The 20,216-nt window shown below is 45.5% G+C and carries 12 protein-coding genes; all 12 read left to right on the forward strand.

Features of this window, described 5'->3' with window-relative positions:
* Positions 1-311 precede the first annotated feature (311 nt).
* The 12 genes from BQ5338_RS02435 (at position 312) to BQ5338_RS02490 (ending at position 20,170) form a co-directional block, all read left to right on the forward strand.
* Positions 312-713, forward strand: coding sequence for a hypothetical protein (locus BQ5338_RS02435; protein WP_071145230.1), 402 nt, complete (start codon positions 312-314; stop codon positions 711-713).
* Positions 714-717: 4 nt separating this feature from the next.
* A complete protein-coding gene (locus tag BQ5338_RS02440; RefSeq protein WP_071145231.1) occupies positions 718-1,296 on the forward strand; it encodes a DUF3575 domain-containing protein in 579 nt (192 codons plus the stop codon).
* A 38-nt stretch (positions 1,297-1,334) separates the two neighbouring features.
* Positions 1,335-2,810, forward strand: a complete 1,476-nt coding sequence (locus tag BQ5338_RS02445; RefSeq protein ID WP_071145232.1) for a DUF3868 domain-containing protein — start codon at positions 1,335-1,337, stop codon at positions 2,808-2,810.
* A 43-nt stretch (positions 2,811-2,853) separates the two neighbouring features.
* The gene (locus tag BQ5338_RS02450; RefSeq protein WP_078063365.1) at positions 2,854-3,975 is read left to right on the forward strand and encodes a fimbrial protein; all 1,122 of its coding nucleotides are present in this window, start codon (positions 2,854-2,856) and stop codon (positions 3,973-3,975) included.
* Positions 3,976-4,020: 45 nt separating this feature from the next.
* Entirely contained in the window at positions 4,021-4,935 is a 915-nt protein-coding gene (locus BQ5338_RS02455; protein ID WP_159431305.1) for a FimB/Mfa2 family fimbrial subunit, read from the forward strand.
* Between the two features lie 70 nt (positions 4,936-5,005).
* Positions 5,006-6,028, forward strand: coding sequence for a fimbrillin family protein (locus BQ5338_RS02460; protein WP_071145233.1), 1,023 nt, complete (start codon positions 5,006-5,008; stop codon positions 6,026-6,028).
* A gap of 29 nt (positions 6,029-6,057) precedes the next feature.
* A complete protein-coding gene (locus tag BQ5338_RS02465; protein WP_071145234.1) occupies positions 6,058-8,274 on the forward strand; it encodes a BF2992 family fimbrillin-A clan protein in 2,217 nt (738 codons plus the stop codon).
* 39 nt (positions 8,275-8,313) lie between these two features.
* Entirely contained in the window at positions 8,314-10,506 is a 2,193-nt protein-coding gene (locus BQ5338_RS02470) for a BF2992 family fimbrillin-A clan protein (protein ID WP_071145235.1), read from the forward strand.
* Between the two features lie 77 nt (positions 10,507-10,583).
* Entirely contained in the window at positions 10,584-12,824 is a 2,241-nt protein-coding gene (locus tag BQ5338_RS02475) for a DUF4906 domain-containing protein (protein WP_071145236.1), read from the forward strand.
* 304 nt (positions 12,825-13,128) lie between these two features.
* Positions 13,129-15,276 (forward strand): BF2992 family fimbrillin-A clan protein, encoded by a 2,148-nt coding sequence (locus BQ5338_RS02480; protein WP_071145237.1) that lies wholly within the window; start codon positions 13,129-13,131, stop codon positions 15,274-15,276.
* Between the two features lie 65 nt (positions 15,277-15,341).
* Positions 15,342-17,657, forward strand: coding sequence for a DUF4906 domain-containing protein (locus BQ5338_RS02485; protein WP_071145238.1), 2,316 nt, complete (start codon positions 15,342-15,344; stop codon positions 17,655-17,657).
* Positions 17,658-17,815: 158 nt separating this feature from the next.
* On the forward strand, positions 17,816-20,170 hold the full coding sequence (locus BQ5338_RS02490; protein ID WP_071145239.1) for a DUF4906 domain-containing protein: 2,355 nt from the start codon (positions 17,816-17,818) through the stop codon (positions 20,168-20,170).
* The last annotated feature ends 46 nt before the right edge of the window (positions 20,171-20,216 follow it).

Here is a 20,216-nt window from a genome sequence, read left to right on the forward strand (position 1 = left end):
TCCTTCAAAGTTGTTGCCAGGATAGTTTAAGGCACAATGGAAGTACTAAGAAATTTATAGTCACTTAGGCGCTTGATCCCGGTCTATTCCAGCGGTATACAGAAAGGAGTCAAGGATTTAAATGCAAAATTCGACTTTTAGAAGAAATACAAAATACTGACATTAAAACGTTAAATCTAGATCTTTTCTGAATTTTAGACCCTTAAAATGCCCTGATATGAGCACAAGCGATTGATTCTCTTATTTTTCCGTTACCTGTGAAGTAACAGAAAGAGCGTTTTGAAGAAACAAACAGAAAGAAATTTAATAAGATGTTGAGTTTAGAAATTGTAAAAGCGGTCTCCTTGCTAAAGGAGATAAATTACGGCCTTTCGGGTACGGAAAGCGCGCGCAAATCCCCTCTTTCGGAGTTCGATACCAGAAGATTGCTGAGCAAGCTCCACTCCTCGGGGCTTATCCGATTGAAAGCGGTTAAAAATGGAGCTTTGGGCTCTAGCTCTTACGAATTGTGTTATCCCATCTATCAAATCTCCCTTTGCGATATCCTTGTGGCTACGGGCGGAGGCATAGAACTTTCGGTGGAGAACACGGAAGACATCTACAACAATTACGGTATGGCCGGCAAACGTCTTGGTGTCCTCAACCAGATGGCTTGCCGCTATCTTTCTGAGATTCACCTGACTGATGTATTTTTGAGCGAATCGGGCAAATAGATAGATGACAAAAAGAGTATTTCTACTTTTCCTGCTTTTGGAAGCTTTTGTTCTCCCCCGACTGGCCGGTCAGACAGTGGGCGTGAAGACTAATGTGTTGTCGGATGCGGTGGCCTCGCCGAATCTTGCTTTGGAAGTTGCGCTTGGCGGCCGCCTGAGCCTTGATATTTCGGGGCATTACAATCCTTTCTCTTCCGAGCAGAGCATGCGCCGCCGCAAGCACTGGCTGCTTCAGCCCGAACTTCGCCTATGGCGTTGCCAACCCTTTTCCGGCCACTTCATAGGGCTGCACGCCTTGGCGGGGGAATATAATATTGCCGATACGGGTTTGCTGATGGGTTTGTATAAAGGTACCAAGACATGGAGGTACGAAGGTTTTGTGATGGGAGCGGGAATCAGTTACGGATATCATTTCATCCTCTCTCCCCACTGGGGAATAGAAGCGGTGTTGGGAGCCGGATTCGTCCGTGCAAGCTATGATCGCTACCGCTGCGCACATTGCGGAGAGAAACTCAGTAGTGGGTACAAGAACTATTTGGGCCCCACCAAAGCGGCCCTCTCCATCGTGTATCTGATTAAATGAGAACTGAAAGTTTATACTATATAATGATAGAAACGATAATGAAGAAGAGTTTGATTGTATTATGGCTGCTCTTGCAACTTTTTGTGGGTAAAGCGCTGAGCCAGGAGGCCTATAAGGGGCAGGTGTTCGTCACGGATAAGCATCTGTCCGTTTCGGGTGGCAAGCTGCACGTTGATTTGAGCGTGAATTACGAGGGTTTGAAGCTCCCCTCGGACGAGTCTCTGACGCTCACGCCCTTGCTTAAGGGAGCGGACCACAGCCTTGAGCTGCCCGCCATCCAAGTGAACGGCATCCAGAAACAAAAGGCGTATCACCGCAGCGAAACGCTGAACAAGAAACACAGGAGCATAAATGCCCCCGCCGTGGTGGTGAAGAACGACGAGAAATCTTCCCGCCAGTTTTCTTATAAGATCTCCGTGCCCTACAGCGAATGGATGAAAGAGGCCGTATTGCTTATGCGCAGCCGTGAATGCGGTTGCAACGGCAAGCCCGCCGCTGTCTTCGAAGACAAGATAGCCGACGGTATCACTTTGCCAAAGACACGAACTTCCACTGTAAAGGATGACATTGATAGCCGCTATCTGACGCTTGTGAATATCGTCACTCCCGCTTCTGACATTGATACGCTGAGCACGCTTAAGGGTAGCATTCCCTTCGACGACAGCAAGAACCTTGACCGCTTGTCCACAGACAAACAGAATTACGAGATCTACTATCGCCTTCGTGACGCCGTCCGCTCTTTGCAGCAACAGAACGGTACGAGCGTCACACGCCTTCGCCTGATCGGTTACGGTTCTCCTATGGGCAACCTGCATAAAAACGAAAAGGATGTCTCCATGCGCGCCCTGTCGTTGAAAAATTATCTTCGCGAGAACCGCGTGGCGGGTAAAACTCCGCTGGAGGTCACTTGGGTGGCCGAAGACTGGGATTCCATCCGCTCGCTGGTACAGTCTTCGGACATGTCTCTTCGGGAAGCCGTTGCAGACATCATCAACACGGTCGATATCACCAAGGGCCGGGAGCGTATGCTTCAGGAGTTGGGCGACGGGATACCTTATAAATACCTTCTTAATCATATCTTCCCTCGCGTAAAACGCTTGGAATACGCCATCAGCTACACCCATCAGGGTTTGGATGCGACCCAGAGCCGCCGCTTGTTCGAGACCGGCTCCCGCTCTTTAAAACTCTCCGAGTTCTTCGCCGTGGCATTGAGCTACCCCAAAGGTTCCACAGAGTATAACGACGCCCTCGACCTTGCCGCCCGACTATTCCCCGACAATCCCGAGGCCGCCATCAACGCTGCTTCCGTGGCGCTGACCAAAAAGGATACAAAGCGCGCCCGCACTTATCTGGAGCCTTACGCCACACTTCCCACCGCTTACAACAATATGGGCATTCTGTATCTACTTGAGGGCAACCGTGACAAAGCGGAGGTTTATCTGCAGATGGCCGCCGCGGCTGGAGTCGATGAAGCAAAACAAGCTCTGAAACACCTGACCGATAAAGATAAATAGGAAGAAAAATAGCAAAATTAAAATAAGAAAAAAAAACAAGCATATGAGAAAGAGCATGATCGGGAACAGTAGACTATTTTTATCCATGCTAGCGGCTCTGGGCATGAGTTTGCTCAATGGTTGCAGCGGAGATAGCAACGAGTTAAACACTCAGGATGAAAAAACCGCCTCCCTGCAACTCACCGTGGAGGGTACTTCTGTGCAGACGAAAGCCACGAGTACCTCCCTTCCCTCAGATGAGGACGACATACAAACGCTAGCCGTTGGGGTATTCTATTCCGGCGGTAGCGTGAACACCATCACCGAGCCCACAATAACAGGTGCAAGCGTTTCCGCCATCAACTGTAAAGCAGGCACGTGCGACATCGTGGTGGTAGCCAATGCTCCCTCGGGCACCTTTTCGGGAGCCACGACCAAAGAACAATTCCTTGCCAAAACGGTATCGCTTGGCCTCACCGCCACAAGCGGCACGCAAACATCCGGTAACCTGCCCATGTCCGGCCAAACAGAGAACGTGAACTTGCAGCTCGGTGTTACCGCCACCGCCACGGTAAATCTTTCCCGCCTAGTGGCCCGTGTCTCCACCTCCAAGATAGTGACTTCCTTTGACACCGAGGGGCAATATAAAAATGCAACTTTCCGCATGGACAAACTTTTCTTATACAATGCCAGCGGTCTGTCCAAGGTCGCCATCGGGGACGCGAGTCAAACCATGCCGGGCTCTCCGCAGTGGCTGCACGGGGGCACGGTGAGCGGTGTAACGTGGGCGACCGGAACGAATTATCTGCTGAACGAACTCTCCACGCCAGAAAGCTCATTGAGCGCTCCCCACTGGTTTTACACTTTCGCCAACAACAGTGTCACAAACCCCACCAAACTGGTGATCTCGGGACTCTTTGACACGGATGGCGACGGAACGGCTTACGCAGAGAAGCGGGTATATTACCCCATCGTGGTGAATAAGGCACAGACGGGCACCACCATCGAGGGCACCGGAGGAGGAACTTCCACCATCGCCCGCAATACGAACTATGCCATCACGGCAACCATCAAAGGCATCGGATCCGACAGTCCGGATGAAGACATCGAACCGGTGGCCGTTCAGCTGTCGGTCACGGTGGACGATTGGGAATTGAGTTTTTTGCAAGAAGTGGTGGTCTATTGAGGCAAGAGAATTAAATAAAACAAGAAACATATATATCAAAGAAAAGTGAAATCGGAAAAGGGAAAAAGAATAAAGGCTCACGTGGCAGCAAGTGCGTTTCTTGTCTGCCTGGCATGCTTGTGCGCGCTTCCCACAGGTTGCGTGCGGGAGGATGTGGATGGATGCCTGCAATATTCCCTCTCGGTAAAGGTGGTGGATGCCGATGGAAACGACATTACTTCTTCCGGAACTGTGACTTCGGTGGACCTTTACCTATTTGACGCCGACGGCTTCGTGCGGCTGATACCCAAAGGCACCTCCACCGACTACGTCTTCGCAGAAGAAGAGGGCTCGGCTTTGACGCTGGTGGCCTGGGGAAATCTCAAGGCGGACAGTCTGAACATTCCCCAGCTTGCCGTGGGCACTTCATTGGAGGACGCACAAATAGTCCTGCTCAAACACACGAATGGTGGCGACAGGCCTTCTTCGGACTTATTTTACAGCAAATTGGAACTTGGGCCGACGACTCGAGCCGGGATGAGTGAGAACACAAGCACTATCGTGCTCAAACGCCTTGCCTCAGGGGTAAGCATCCGAACTTCTTCGCTGGAGCGCCACTTCGGAACATCGGCGGATACCTGTCGCATCGTGGTTCGGGGAGCGGGCAACGCCCTGAACTTCCTAGCCAAAATAGCGGGGGAGGAATCGGGTTACGAACCTGTGGTGAAACGAGATGCCGGAGGAGATTTATACGCCGCGCCATTCTGCATCTTTCCAACGCAGGAGGACGGGAGCCTGACCATCGAACTATATCGGAGCGGGAAGAAACTATTCTCCACCTCCACCGATGATGAGGGAAATCCCCTGCAAGCTCCCGCAGGGAAGACACTCAGCGTGAACATTGACTTTGCCAACGCCAAGGCAAAAATTACGGTAAGCGTCACCAATTGGCAACAGATTGACCAAGATACGGAAATGTAAACGACTAATTAAGAATAGTATACCGGAATAAGCATATCAATAAGAAACTTAACAATTAAAACATAAGTAGATGAAAAGAATTACTTTTTTATCATTGTCCCTTCTGCTATTAGCAGGCTGTTCCTCGGATAATGAACCACAAAGTGGTGTGAATACGGGACAAGTGGAGATTAAACTTACAGGTGGAATTCAGAATGTGGAAGCCTTTACCAGAGGTGGCGGGGTGATATCAGGTACAGTACCGACAAGTATTCTGAATATACAAATGTCACTTTACAATGCAGCGGGTGCTTCCTACTCTTATGAGTATACAAAATACACTGCCGCTCCTCTGGAAGCCACGATAAACACTTCGGGAAACATTAGTTTTACTGCCGGATCACAATATTATCAGGCCAACGGATATGACACTCAACTGATAGGATGGTATCCCAATACAGGGACCTTTACTGCCGGAGATGGCAGCAGCACGGCCAATAAGATTGCCTTTGCTAATCTTGATGGCAGTACAGACATCATGCTTAGCAATACAGCTACCGCCTCAAAGGGGACTCCATTTTCATCCTCAAATGCAGTCTTAACATTTTCTCACAAGCTTACTCAGATAGTAATAAACGCTTATCAAGAAAATAGCGACTGGGGAGGAATCGAATCCATAGCCATTAATGGTGAGGGAGGAAAAACAGGGACCATCACTTTACCTAACGGATTCGCAACTTCAACCGGATCGGGTAACATGTCATTAGTAACTAAAAAACCGAGTGATAATACAGATATTAAAGGTATTGACGGTTCAGCTGTTTACAGTTCCAGCAATTATTTGTCATTAAGCGGCTCTTCTTCGAGTTCAACGGTACTTTGCGGTTATGCCATGTTTGCTCCCACACCTTCAACAACAATAACCTTATCTGTTGTTACAGTAAACGGGGGTACTAAACTCGTTACGGTAACTGCTCCTACTACGGACAATACTGGTTTTGAAGAGGGCAAGGCTTATACCGTGGCTTTGAAATTCTCGGCCAACGCTATTTCGCCTACGGCAACTATATCGGAGTGGATACCTGCCACTGCGACTACATTACCGATTCAATAATCAAATTTGTATCGTCCCGAATTTTGATAATGAACAAGTATCTCCTGTTATTAATTTGCTTATTAAGCATCTTTAGTTCCTGCAGCGAATTGGAAAAATCGTTGCAGGAAAGTAAAGATGTGAAGATAAGCTTCTCTGTTGTTGAAAGTAGTACCCGCTCTGCCACCACCCGTAGCACATCGCTTACCACAGGCACTACAGTGCGCATATTGGTTTATCAGCGCAGCGGAACTACGCCAGACCTCGCTATGGACACTTACGTCACAGAAAATACCTATGTGATGAAGGCAGATGGCAGTTTGAGCGCATGCGTGACGGATGACAACGGGAATAAAACATCGGATTTGGGAACAACGATGTACCTTCGTTCGGGGACTTATGATTTTTATGCGGTAACACCGGCGTTAAAGGTCACCCGCAGTTCGGGTGCCACGGTAAGCGTGGATCACGGCAAAGATTATGCCACTTCGCTCACAGGAGCTGTGAATATTAGTGATCCAAGCACAGCACAATCGGTAACACTGGCCACACTGGACAGAAAGTGCGCCCAACTAGTTTTCAAGATTGACAGAGGGGCGGAGTCGGTAACGAGTGTGATCGTGGATGAACTTGCACTGAGCGAAATGGCTACCGCTCCGCTCACAGGAAATTTGGCTGCCGATTTGCCCGCCGCGGCCACCAATAGCGGAACGGTGTCGCTTGCCGGTTCCGCTTTTACGGCCGACGCCACGAATGCGTGGAAGGTGAGCGGTTCCGTTGCCGTATTGCCTAAAAGTAGTACCACATACGGGTTAACCCTCACGGCTCGGTTTAACGGGAGTAGCACCGCCAGAACAATGACCACTACCGTGCCCGCCATCGCTTTTGAGAAAGGAATGCAATACACCTACACCTTGCAGCTTTATGGAGACAAGATCGTACTAAGCCTGAGTTCCACCAACAATTGGAACGCAAACTCCTGGAGCGCAGATGCCGTAGGAGACGGCACGCTCAAAAACCTGAGTGTAAACACTTCGGGAACTGTAGCCACTGCCAATTGCTACATCGTTAACACCGCCAATCAGGATTATAAATTCAAAGCCACAGTGATGGGAAACGGAGCTACCACACCTGCGGCAACCAGTGGAGACCAAATTGCACCTGCCATTGTGCCAACAGCTTTGTCTCCTGCCACGGCATTTGTCATTTGGGAGACCGGTTCCAAAGGAGATGTGATTCAGGATGGTAGCGTGAAGCTTATCGGTAATGGCTACGTCACTTTCAAAACTGCCAACAACAGCACGAACGGAAATGCAGTAATTGGGGTTAAAGATGCAGGCGGAAATGTGATTTGGAGTTGGCATATATGGAAAACCACTTATGCGCCGAATGTGAATAATGCAAGTACCTATGATACATATGTCACTCGTGCACTAACAAGCCCTGTTGTTGCAAGTCGTACATTCAAAATGATGAAATATAATTTAGGTGCCACAGAAATATCGAATTGGAGTGGCACAGCTACTAATATGGGAGACTTGGGACTTTTCTATCAATGGGGACGCAAAGATCCATTTTTAGGTGCAGCTGGATGGACATATTTCACAACCGGCAATGGTTCGGATCGCATTAAAACGACCAATACTCCCAATTACGAATGGCAAGATGGTCGAGCTGGTGATGCTATTACCAATACGGTCACAGGCACTGACGCAACTTCTAGCATTACTTATTCAATAGAATATCCTACTCGTTTTATCTGTGGCAGTTCTACTGTTACTCTGGATTGGCTTAATGTAAATGTTTACAATGATCAAAGAGACAACTTGTGGGGTAATCCAAACACAAGCACTGTTGTACCGAATAGTTCAGCTGGCAGTAAATCGATTTATGATCCTTGCCCTTCAGGCTGGAGGACACCACGACAAGATAGTTTTACTCTATTCAGCGCTACAGGCCAATATACATCTACGGCTAGCGATTTTAATGTGGCTAATCCTGATACTTATAATACTGACAGAGGTTGGATCTTTAATATTAATAGTTCTGGCGCAACTTCTTTCTGGCCAGCTTCTGGATATATTTCTTGGCAATCGGGAGCATTATTTTTCGTTGGTACTAATGGCTTTTGTTGGTCTTCTTCTTCTTACTTTAATGGTGCTGCACGTGCGAGCTATTTGGTCTACCTGAGTAGTCAAATATATCCATTTGGCAATGCTCTTGGCAGAGCAAATGGTCAATTAATCCGGTGTGCTCAAGAAGAATAGAAAAAATAAATATAGATATAAAGGAATATTTTAAAATTAATGAATAAGTATTTATTGCTCTCTTTTTTGCCTTTTTGCTTTCTTGCTTGCACTAACTCCGAGGGGTTATCAAGCGAGCATGAAGGCGTGGAGGTTAATTTCTCTACACGAGGTATCGTTGCTCAAGTAGCTTCAACCCGTGCAGATGCTTCTTCATTGGCAGAGGGCGCTACCATTCGTGTGCAAGTCTACAAGCATACAGGTACAGCAACAGATTTAACTTCAACCAACTATATAGGAGAGAGCACGTACGTGGTAGGAACAGGTGGTTCCCTTAATGCCTGTGTTGTAGATGCTGCCGGAAAAGTAATATCAGGCACAGCTACCAATTTGTATCTTCGTTCGGGCGACTATGATTTTTATGCGGTAACCCCCGCCTTGACTTTGTCTACTTCAGGGGAAACCACCGCAGTTGCTCAAGGCATGGATTATGCCACATCACTCACACAAGGAATTAGCGTAAGCTCCACTGTGCCAACTCAGTCGGTTACTCTGACTACTCTGGAGAGGAAATGCGCACAGTTGGTGTTTAATATAGATAGAGCCATAACCACAATAACAAGCGTTACTATAGACGAATTAACCTTAACGGGTTTAGCCGTTGGACCGCTGACGGGTACAATGAATAATGCTTTATCAACAGCGGCAAGTAATACGGGAAGTGTAACTCTTTCTAACTCAAACTTCACCTACGACGCAACAGATCAGTATAAAGCTTCCGCATCAACGATCGTATTGCCAAAGACTGATGGAAACATGCAGTTGAGCATGAAAGTTAAGTTTAACGGCCATGCAACAGCACGTACATTAGATCCGGTGACTGTGCCTACCACTGCCTTAGTTGCAGGCACACAATATACTTTTACTTTAAAACTTTATGGAGACGAATTTGTGCTGAGTCTATCCTCTTCTTCAGATACTAGCTGGAATACCCCAATAGGTTTAATCGCAAATGCAGTGGGAAACGGTACTCTTCTGGACTTGAGTGTGAATGATGCTCATACGGTAGAAACGGCCAACTGCTACATTGTGAACACCGCCAACCAGGATTATAAGTTCAAAGCCACAGTGATGGGAAACGGGGCTACCACTGCGGCGTCAAGCATTGGAGGGCAAATTGCTCCTGCCATTGTACCAACAGCTTTGTTTCCTGCTTCTGCCTTCGTAATTTGGGAAACGGGATCTAAAGGAAGTGTAATACAAGATGGCAGTTTAAAGTTTGTTAGTAATGGATATGTTACTTTTAAGACTGCTAATAACAGCACGAACGGTAATGCACTCATAGGCGTAAAAGATGCTAGTGGAAATCTGTTATGGAGTTGGCATATCTGGAAGGTTAATTATGATCCGAATGCAAGCTATGATACTTACTCAAAGTATCCTGCCGGAAGTTCTTATTATAAAATGATGAAATACAACCTTGGAACAACAAATCTATCTACCCAAGGGAGTTTAATTACTATTCCGGGAGAGATGGGATTATTCTATCAATGGGGACGCAAAGACCCTTTCTTGGGAGCAACGAATTGGAGTGGAGAAGCAAGAATTAGTGCTACGAACACAAGTGGGTATGAGTGGAAAGATGGCAGCAATAGTAGTACTGCTGTTGCAAATGCTGATGCCGTAGTATCCGGATTCAGTAGTGTCAATGCTTCCATTGAATATGCAAAAAGGAATCCGACTCATTTTATTACTTCTAATTCACTTACGAGTGACTGGCTCAATGCTTCTGCTTACACATCGCAACGAGATAATCTTTGGGGTAATCCAAATTCTGCTACCACAGTACCGAACACTCTATCTGGTAGCAAGTCTATTTATGACCCTTGCCCTCCAGGGTGGAGAATTCCTTTGCAAGATTGTTTTAGAATATTCACAGTAGATGGAAATGCAGTCACTAGTGTTGCTTCAATGAATATTGCATCTTCATTTAGTAGCGGCTATTTTTTCTATATTACCGCTTTTAAAGCTGGTACAACATCTTTTTGGTCGGTACCCGGTTATCGTTCTCCTGCATCAGGAGACCTTATGGATCTAAAAGGATCTCCTTTCAGCGGAAGTTATTGGACATCATCATCTTACGCTAGTGGCAATGCTAATGCTAGTGCATGGGTATTTATTGAAACGTATGCTTATCCTGTAGTTGAGCGAATCCGATCGTACGGCTTTACAACACGGTGTATGAAACTATAAGACATAGAATATAACGCTTATGTGGATGAATGAACCTCTAAGTGCTTAATAAAGAAGAAATAGGAATAAAGTATAGAATGAGGCTTGTAAAAAATAAAATAGATTTAATAATAGGTATAGGAGCAATGTTTCTCTTAATGATAGCATGCACCCGCGATGACTTGTCTGGTTCAGAGAAACAGAGCGAAACAGTACAAGTGCACTTCAACTTACAACCGATAGATATGGGAAAAGCAACGTCTTTCATGACAAGAGCAAATTCAGGAAACAAAGAGTCTTTGAGCATAGGAATGGGTGGTTCAGACAATGAAGTCGGAACACGCAGTTCTACCGGAATTTCTGAATCTGCTATTGACAATGTCTGTGTATTCCAGTTTAACGGAACGGCTCCTACTTCTACTCTGATAAGTAAGAACTACTATAGTTCGTTGAGCAGCATGAACTTGGTTACGAGCCTGACAGAAAACGCTGGCATACAGACAGTGTATGTTGTTGCCAATGTAGATGATTTAACAGGGAGCTACACTGTTAATTCAACGTCACTATCTGCTTTTCAGAGTTCGGTTTATGCCATGAGTACGGAAGCATCTGTAACTTCCAGCGCCGATCTTCCTATGATTGGCACCTACGTGGGTGCCACCATGCCCGGATTGTATGCCGTATCACTTACCCGCATGGTGGCTAAATTAGGCTTTACCTGCAATGTGAGTCTGACAAACACGAGCGATGCCTTTACGATTACATCGGTTCGTCTTTACTCGGTTGCCAATGTGACTCAAATGAATACGCCAACAGGCACTTATCCTGCAAACTCGACTACGGATGCAAGCAAATACACCAATTATACGGCGGAATCTTACACGCCAGGAAACATGCTAACGTGGTATATTCCAGAAAATCTTCGGGGAACAGTATCCACCATCACCACGGAACAAGAGAAAAGTAGAGCAAATGCCCCGGCATACAGCACTTATATCGAAGTGGAAGGTCTTTATACTCCATCAGGTAGCACAACGGAATATGTAACCTACCGTCTTTATCCTGGTACTAACATGACGACAAATTTTGATATTGCTCGCAACACGTATTATAGCATTAGCATGACCATAAAAGGGATGAATGAGGTTGATAGCAGAGTATTATTACCAGAAAACATGAGCATAAACAATGCGGGAACACAAGTGACTGCTAATTGCTACATAGCCAATGATGCTAATCAAAATTATAAGTTTAAAGCTACGGTAATGGGGAATGGTGCTACAACTGCTGCGGTATCTGCCCAATCGGGATCTGGTATCACACCGACCACATTGGCTCCCACCACAGTTTTGTTACTTTGGGAAACGGGTAGCAAAGGGGATGTGATAGAAGATGGCAGCGTGAAGTTGGTAAGCGGCTACGTGCGTTTCAAGACGGCTGATAACAGCACGAACGGTAATGCTGTGATTGCTGTTACAGACGGTACAAAGATCCTTTGGAGCTGGCATATATGGAGAGTGGATTATGATCCGGATACAGAATATGATACTTATAAGAAATATAGCAGCACTACCACCTTCAAGATGATGAAATACAACCTTGGAGCCACAGAAATCTCTAATTGGAGTGGGACGGTCACGAATGCGGGCGATTTGGGCTTACTTTACCAGTGGGGTCGTAAAGATCCGTTTGTGGGCGGAAAGTTATGGGCTACTACTAACAACATTGACACTTATAATAGCAGTGGATATGCTTGGTTGGACGGAACGAACAGTACCGCCATAGCCAATGCCACGTCAGGTACCGATGCTGCTACTTCCATTGCTTATTCTATAAAAAATCCCACACATTTTATTGTATATAACGCAACAACAGGTGATTGGTTGAATGCTTCCGCTAATAGTGCTCAACGGGATAATCTTTGGGGTAATCCGAATAGTGGCACTGCTCCTAACACATTGGCAGGTAGTAAATCTATTTATGATCCCTGCCCTCCGGGTTGGCGTGTGCCGACTCAGGATAGCTATCAGATATTTACGCTAAATGGAGCAAACGGTGGTACGATGAACGTCGTTTCTACTACAATGTCTAACGGCTATAATTTTTATATAGCCGGCACATCCGGAACTTCCTCTTTCTGGCCGGCTTCCGGCTTCCGGAGCAACAGTACGGGTGCTCTGTTGAGCGTCAGTTCGTACGGTTTCTATTGGTCGTCGTCGTCCTTCGGTACCGGCTTTCCAATGTATGCGGGCTACTTGGGCTTCTACAGTAGCGACGTGAGCCAGTTGAACGGCAATAATCGGAGCTTCGGGTGTCCGGTTCGCTGCGCTCAAGAATAAATTCGTTTTATTTATGCGGGGCATTAAGACCACACATCAAGATATATTGAGAAGAAATTTAAAGATCAACAGGCATTTGTTGCAATAAAATTTATAAAGTAAGAGAAAAGAAAACGAATGAGACTAAATAAATGGATAGTACCAACGGAATGTAGTGATGGATTTCTCGGATAAGGAAAGCACTACAAATACCCGCAGTTCAATGGGAAACTTTGGTGTATCCTATAGGATATTCGGGTATATTCATATACAATATGGTGCGTACAAAAATAAATATAGAATATATAGGAATATTTTTAAATTAATGAACAAGTATTTATTGCTACTTTTTTTGCCTTTTTGCTTTCTTGCTTGCACTAACTCCGAGGGGTTATCAAACGAGCATGAAGGCGTGGAAGTTACTTTCTCTACACGAGGTATCGTTGCTCAGGTAGCTTCAACCCGTGCAGATGCTTCTCCATTGGGGGAGGGCGCTACTATCCGTGTGCAAGTTTACAAGCATACAGGTACAGCAACAGATTTAACAGCAACTAATTACGTAGGAGATAACACATACGTGGTGGGAACAGATGGTTCCCTTAGTGCTTGTATTGTAGATGCTACGGGAACGGTAACATCTACAACAGGAAATGATTTATATCTTCGTTCGGGCGACTATGATTTTTATACGGTAACCCCCGCTTTGACTTTATCTACTTCAGGGGAGACCACCGCAGTTGCTCAAGGCATGGATTATGCCACATCACTCACACAAGGAATTAGCGTAAGCTCCACATTGTCAACCCAGTCAGTTACTCTGACTACTCTGGAGAGAAAATGCTCACAGTTGGTGTTTAATATAGATAGAGCCATAACCACAATAACAAGCGTTGCTATAGACGAACTAACCTTAACGGGTTTAGCCGTCGGCCCACTGACGGGCACAATGAATAATGCTTTATCAACAGCGGCAAGTAATACAGGAAGTGTAACTCTTTCTAACTCAAACTTCACCTACGACGCAACAGATCAGTATAAAGCTTCCGCATCAACGATCGTATTGCCTAAAACTGATGGGAGCATGCAGTTGAGTATGACAGCTTACTTTAACGGGCATACAACTGCACGTACCATTAGTTCTGTAACGGTACCTTCTATGGCCTTTGAAGCAGGCACGCAGTACATTTTTACTTTAAAACTTTATGGAGATCAGGTCGTTTTGAGTTTGACTTCTTCTTCCTCTGCCAGTTGGGAGACGGCGACCAGTTGGAGCGCAGGGACGGGAGACGGCACACTCAAAAACCTAAGTATAAACAGTTCGGGAGCTATAGCCACTGCCAATTGCTATGTTGTTAACACCGCCAATCAGGATTATAAATTCAAAGCCACAGTGATGGGAAACGGGGCTACCACACCTGCGGCAACCAGTGGAGACCAAACGGCCCCTGCCATTGTGCCCACCGCTCTTTCACCCGCCACGGCATTTGTCATTTGGGAAACCGGCTCTAAAGGAAATGTGATTCAGGATGGCAGCGTGAAGATCATTGGCAATGGGTATGTCATTTTCAAAACCGCCAATAACAGCACGAACGGAAATGCATTAATCGGGGTCAAAGATGCAAGCGGAACATTACTCTGGAGTTGGCATATCTGGAAAGTGGATTATGATCCTGACACGGATTATGATACGTATAAAAAGTATAGCACCACCACCACCTTCAAGATGATAAAATACAATCTAGGTGCCACGGAAATTTCTAATTGGAGCGGAACAGCCACGAATGCGGGCGATTTGGGGCTTTATTACCAATGGGGGCGTAAGGATCCGTTTGTAGGGGCAAAGTTGTGGACTACTACGAACCGTATTGACACTTATAATAGTAGCGGATATACTTGGTTGGATGGAACTAATAGTACTGCGGTGCCCAATGCCACGGCAGGTACTGATGCTGCTACTTCCATTGCGTATTCCATAAAGAATCCCACGCATTTTATTGTGTATAACACAACAAGTGAAGATTGGCTAAATGTTTCCACTCATAGTGCTCAACGGGATAACCTTTGGGGTAACCCGAATAGTGGTGCTGCCCCTAACACATTGGTGGGTAGTAAATCTATATACGATCCCTGCCCTCCGGGCTGGCGTGTGCCTACTCAGGATAGTTATCAGATATTTTCTACCACAGGAACGGGTACAACACCTAATGTTTCAGGCGTTTGGGCTAATGGATGCAATTTCTATATAGCCGGTACGTCTGGTAACGGTTCTTTCTGGCCAGCTTCCGGCTCTCGAAACCGCAGTACGGGTGTCCTGTTGGGTTTCAGCTCGAACGGTTATTCTTGGTCGTCATCGCCCTTCGGTACGGGCAATCCAATACAGGCGGGCAACCTTGGCTTTAGCAGTGGCAACGTATACCCGTTGCAGTACAGTAGTCGGAGCTACGGGGGCCCTGTTCGTTGCGCACAAGAATAAGCTTGTTTTATTTAAAAAGAAACAAGCACTTGCCGCAATAAAATTTATAAAGAGAAAAAATACGAATGATGCTAAATAAATGGATACTACCAACGATTGGAATACTCCTTTTGCTGCTAACAAGCTGTAGTGGGGATGACTTGCGCAGTTCTGACTCGGAAGAAGGAGAAGCCATACAGATGCACTTCAATCTGCAACCTGTGGAAATGGAAGCTGTTGCATCTGCCACTACAAAAGCCACAAGCAAAAATGAGGCGTTGAATGTGGCGATGGGACTTTCCGAAAAGGAGAGCACGACAATTACCCGCAGTTCAACGGGAATTGATGAATCTGCCATAAATGACGTATGCGTCTTTCAATTTGATGGAACAGCTTCTACATCTGCTTTGGTTGCAAAAGAATATTACAACTCTCCAAATACTGCAAATTTGGAAACGACCCTTACTGAAAGCAGTAGCAATCAAACGGTGTATGTGGTGGCCAATATGGGAAATGTGACAGGAAACTACACGGCAGGAACAACTACCATAGCCGATTTTCAAACTTCAACACTAAACTTTGCCACCGAAGCATCGGTCACCTCAGGAACGGATCTGCCTATGATCGGCAGTTATACCGGTGCCACCATGCCCGGATTGTATGCCGTGTCACTTACCCGCATGGTGGCCAAGTTAGGCTTTACCTGCAATGTGAGTCTGACAAACACGAGCGATGCCTTTACGATTACATCGGTTCGTCTTTACTCGGTTGCCAATGTGACTCAAATGAATACGCCAACAGGTACTTATCCCGCAAACAGTAGCACGGATGCAAGCAAATACACCAATTATACGGCGGAATCTTACACGCCAGGAAACATGCTAACGTGGTATATTCCAGAAAATCTTCGGGGAACAGTATCCACCATCACCACGGAACAAGATAAAAGCAAAAAGAATGCCCCGGCTTACAGCACTTATATCGAAGTGGAAGGTTTTTATACTCCATCAAGCAGCACAACGGAATATGTAACCTATCGTCTTTATCCGGGGGCCAATATGACGACAAGCTTTGATATTGCCCGCAACACGTATTATAGCATTAGCATGACCATAAAAGGAATGAATGAGGTTGATAGCAGGGTATTATTACCGGAAAACATGAGCATAAACAATGCGGGAACACAGGTTACTGCCAATTGCTACATAGCTAATAATGCTAATCAGAATTATAAGTTTAAAGCCACGGTGATGGGTAACGGTGCAACTACTGCTTCATCAATCAGTGGAACCCAAACGGCAGCTGCCATTACTCCAACGACACTCTCCCCCACTACAGCTTTCGTTCTTTGGGAAACGGGTAGCAAGGGGAATGTAATAGAGGATGGCAGTGTAAAGTTGGTAAGCGGTTATGTGCGTTTCAAGACGGCTGATAACAGCACGAACGGTAACGCTGTGATTGCTGTTACAGACGGCACAAAGATCCTTTGGAGTTGGCATATTTGGAAAACGACTTATGCACCGAATCCAGATAACTCTAGTACGTATGATACTTACACTACCCGCACATTGACGAGCCCAACTGTTGCTAGTCGCACATTTAAAATGATGAAATACAATCTGGGAGCTACAGAAACATTAAATTGGAGCGGAACAGCTACCAATGCAGGTGATCTAGGATTGTTTTATCAGTGGGGACGTAAAGATCCGTTCCGAGGAGCTAAAGCATGGAATTATCAAACCACTACAGATGCCGGACGTATTGATACTAAAAATACTACCAGTTACGAATGGTATGACGGATATACAAACAGTGCCGACCTGAGAACTTCATGTGGCACTGGTGCGGATGCCACCATTGCTTACTCCATAAAGCATCCCACTCATTTTATTGCCGGAACAGGAACTGATACTTACGACTGGCTAAACGTGACAGAATATAAATATCAGCGAGATAACCTTTGGGGCAATCCAAATGCCGGCACCGCTCCGAATACGGCAACTGTTTATACTAAATCCATTTACGATCCTTGCCCTCCGGGTTGGAGAGTACCTTTACAAGATAGTTTTACTCGGTTTACGACTTCGGGTGCTTATTCAAGTTTAATAAGCGAGTACAACATATCTAATTCTACTACTTACAGTAGTGATAAAGGATGGATTTTCTATTATGCGGCGGATGCGTCCGGTTCCACCTCTTACTGGCCGGCCTCCGGTTATTGCGAGTGGGCTTCGGGCCTATTGGCGTATGTCGGTACGAACGGTTATTGTTGGTCTTCGTCGTCCTACGCCAGTGGTTCTGTGTATGCGGGCTACCTAGGCTTCGACAGTGGTTCCGTGGCTCCTTTGAACGCCGGTGCTAAGCGAGCGTACGGGTTTCCAATACGATGCATCCAAGAATAGAAGCAACTGTAAAGAGAGCATATTCGTTTTATTTATGCAGGGACATTTAAAGCTCTATATTGAGATATACTACCGCCAGGCGGTTGAAAAGAAATTTAAAGGTTAATAGATATTTGTTGCAATAAAATTTATAAAATAAAAAAGAGAAAAGAATACGAATGATGCTAAATAAATGGATACTACCAACGATTGGAATACTCCTTTTGCTGCTGACAAGCTGTAGCAGGGATGATTCGGGCAATTCTGACTCGGAAGAAGGAGAAACCATACAGATGCACTTCAAGCTACAACCGATGAAAATGGAATCTGTTGCATCTGCCACTACAAAAGCCACAAGCAAAAATGAGGCGTTGAATGTGGCGATGGGACAGTCCGGCAAGAGCACTACAAGCACTCGCAGTTCAACAGGTATTGATGAATCTGTAATTAATGAAGTATGCGTTTTTCAATTTGGTGGTACACTACCTACATCTACTTTGGTAGCGAAAGAATATTATAGCTCTCCAAATACTGCAAATTTGGAAACGACCCTTATTGAGAACAGCAGTAATCAAACTGTGTATGTGGTGGCCAATGTGGGAGATGTGACAGGAAACTACACGATAGGAACAACTACCATAGCCGATTTCCAGACTTCAACACTTAGTTTTGCCACCGAAGCATCGGTCACATCAGGAACGGATCTGCCCATGATCGGCAGCTATACCGGTGCCACCATGCCCGGATTGTATGCCGTGTCGCTTACCCGCATGGTGGCCAAGTTGGACTTTACCTGCAACGTGAATCTGACAAACACGAGCGATGCCTTTACGCTTACATCCGTTCGTCTTTACTCGGTTGCCAATGTAGCTCAAATGAATACGCCAACAGGCTCTTATCCCGCAAACTCAACTACGGATGCAAGCAAATACCCCAATTATACGGCGGAATCTTACACGGCGGGAAACACACTAACGTGGTATATTCCCGAAAATCTTCGAGGAACAGTGTCTGCTATCACCACGGAACAAGATAAAAGCAAAACGAATGCCCCGGCATACAGCACTTATATCGAAGTGGAAGGTCTTTATACTCCATCAGGTAGCACAACGGAATATGTAACCTACCGTCTTTATCCGGGTGCTAACATGTCCAACGACTTTAACATTACACGTAATACCGCTTATTCGTTATCAATGACCATAAAAGGTATGAATGAGGTTGATAGCAGGGTGTTGCTACCGGAAAACCTAAGCATAAACAATGCGGGAACACAAGTTACTGCAAACTGTTACATAGCTAATAATGCTAATCAGAATTATAAGTTTAAAGCTACGGTAATGGGGAATGGGAAAACGACACCAGCATCTACAGTATCTTTTACTTCCGAAACAGATAATTTCACGCAGAGTGCACCAGCCATTGTACCTTCAGTTCTTGTTCCTACAAAAGCTTTGCTCATTTGGGAAACAGGCTCAGCAGGGGATGTAATTGAAAGTGGTAGTGTTAAACTGGTAGGCGGCTATGTACGTTTCAAGACAGCAAATAATACGACTAATGGTAATGCCTTGATTGGCGTAACGGATGGTACTAATATCCTTTGGAGCTGGCATATATGGAAAACACCTTATGCACCAGATGCAGATAATGCAACCACATACGATACTTATACTACTCGTGCAATATCCACCAGTGGCTATAATACCCTAAATTCCCGTACATTTAGAATGATGAAATATAATTTGGGCGCTACTGTAACATCTAATTGGACTGTTTTACCCACAAATGCGGGAGATTTTGGACTAATGTATCAATGGGGGCGTAAGGATCCGTTCTTAGGAGCTTTGAGTTGGAATAATAAATCAGAACTTCCTGGAGCCGATAGAGTTCTCTCTTCTTATAATACAGAATTTGCTTGGGCCGATGGAACGACAGGTACTTCTGCTATAAAACAAAGTTTAGCATCTATTTCCGGACTTTCCGGTGCAAATGCTTCTATTGCTTATTCGATTCAGCATCCGACACATTATATTTATAGCGATGATACCGGCTCAATAAAGGATTGGTTAAATGTAATAACTCGTGCTTCTCAACGGGATAATCTTTGGGGCAATCCAAACACATCGTCAATGTATCCTAATACTGCAAATGGTAGCAAGTCTATCTATGATCCTTGTCCTCCAGAATGGAGATTACCTTGCTCTGACACTTTCACGGGGTTTACTACTTCTGGCATTGGTTCCTCAAATATAGATGAATTTATGATTTCAGGTACGTTCAATAGTGGGTGGTTATTTTATATAACTTCAGTAAAATCTGGTGCCACTTCTTTTTGGCCAGCTTCTGGCTATCGAAGTGCTGTTTCAGGAGCTTTGTTTGGCGATGGTATGTGGGGATATTGTTCGTACTCTTCATCTCACGTATCTGGTAGTGGTGCAGGAGGACTTCTTCATTTTGGCGAGACCTTGTTTGCGCCGAACACTGGAGGAGGGTATCGATCTTATGCTTTTCCCGTACGTTGCATAGAAGAATAATTCCTATAGATATTAAAAGAAACACCCATGATGTGAATCACGGTTT

The sequence above is a fragment of the Bacteroides ihuae genome, assembly GCF_900104585.1.
GTDB classification, from domain to species: Bacteria; Bacteroidota; Bacteroidia; order Bacteroidales; family Bacteroidaceae; genus Bacteroides; species Bacteroides ihuae.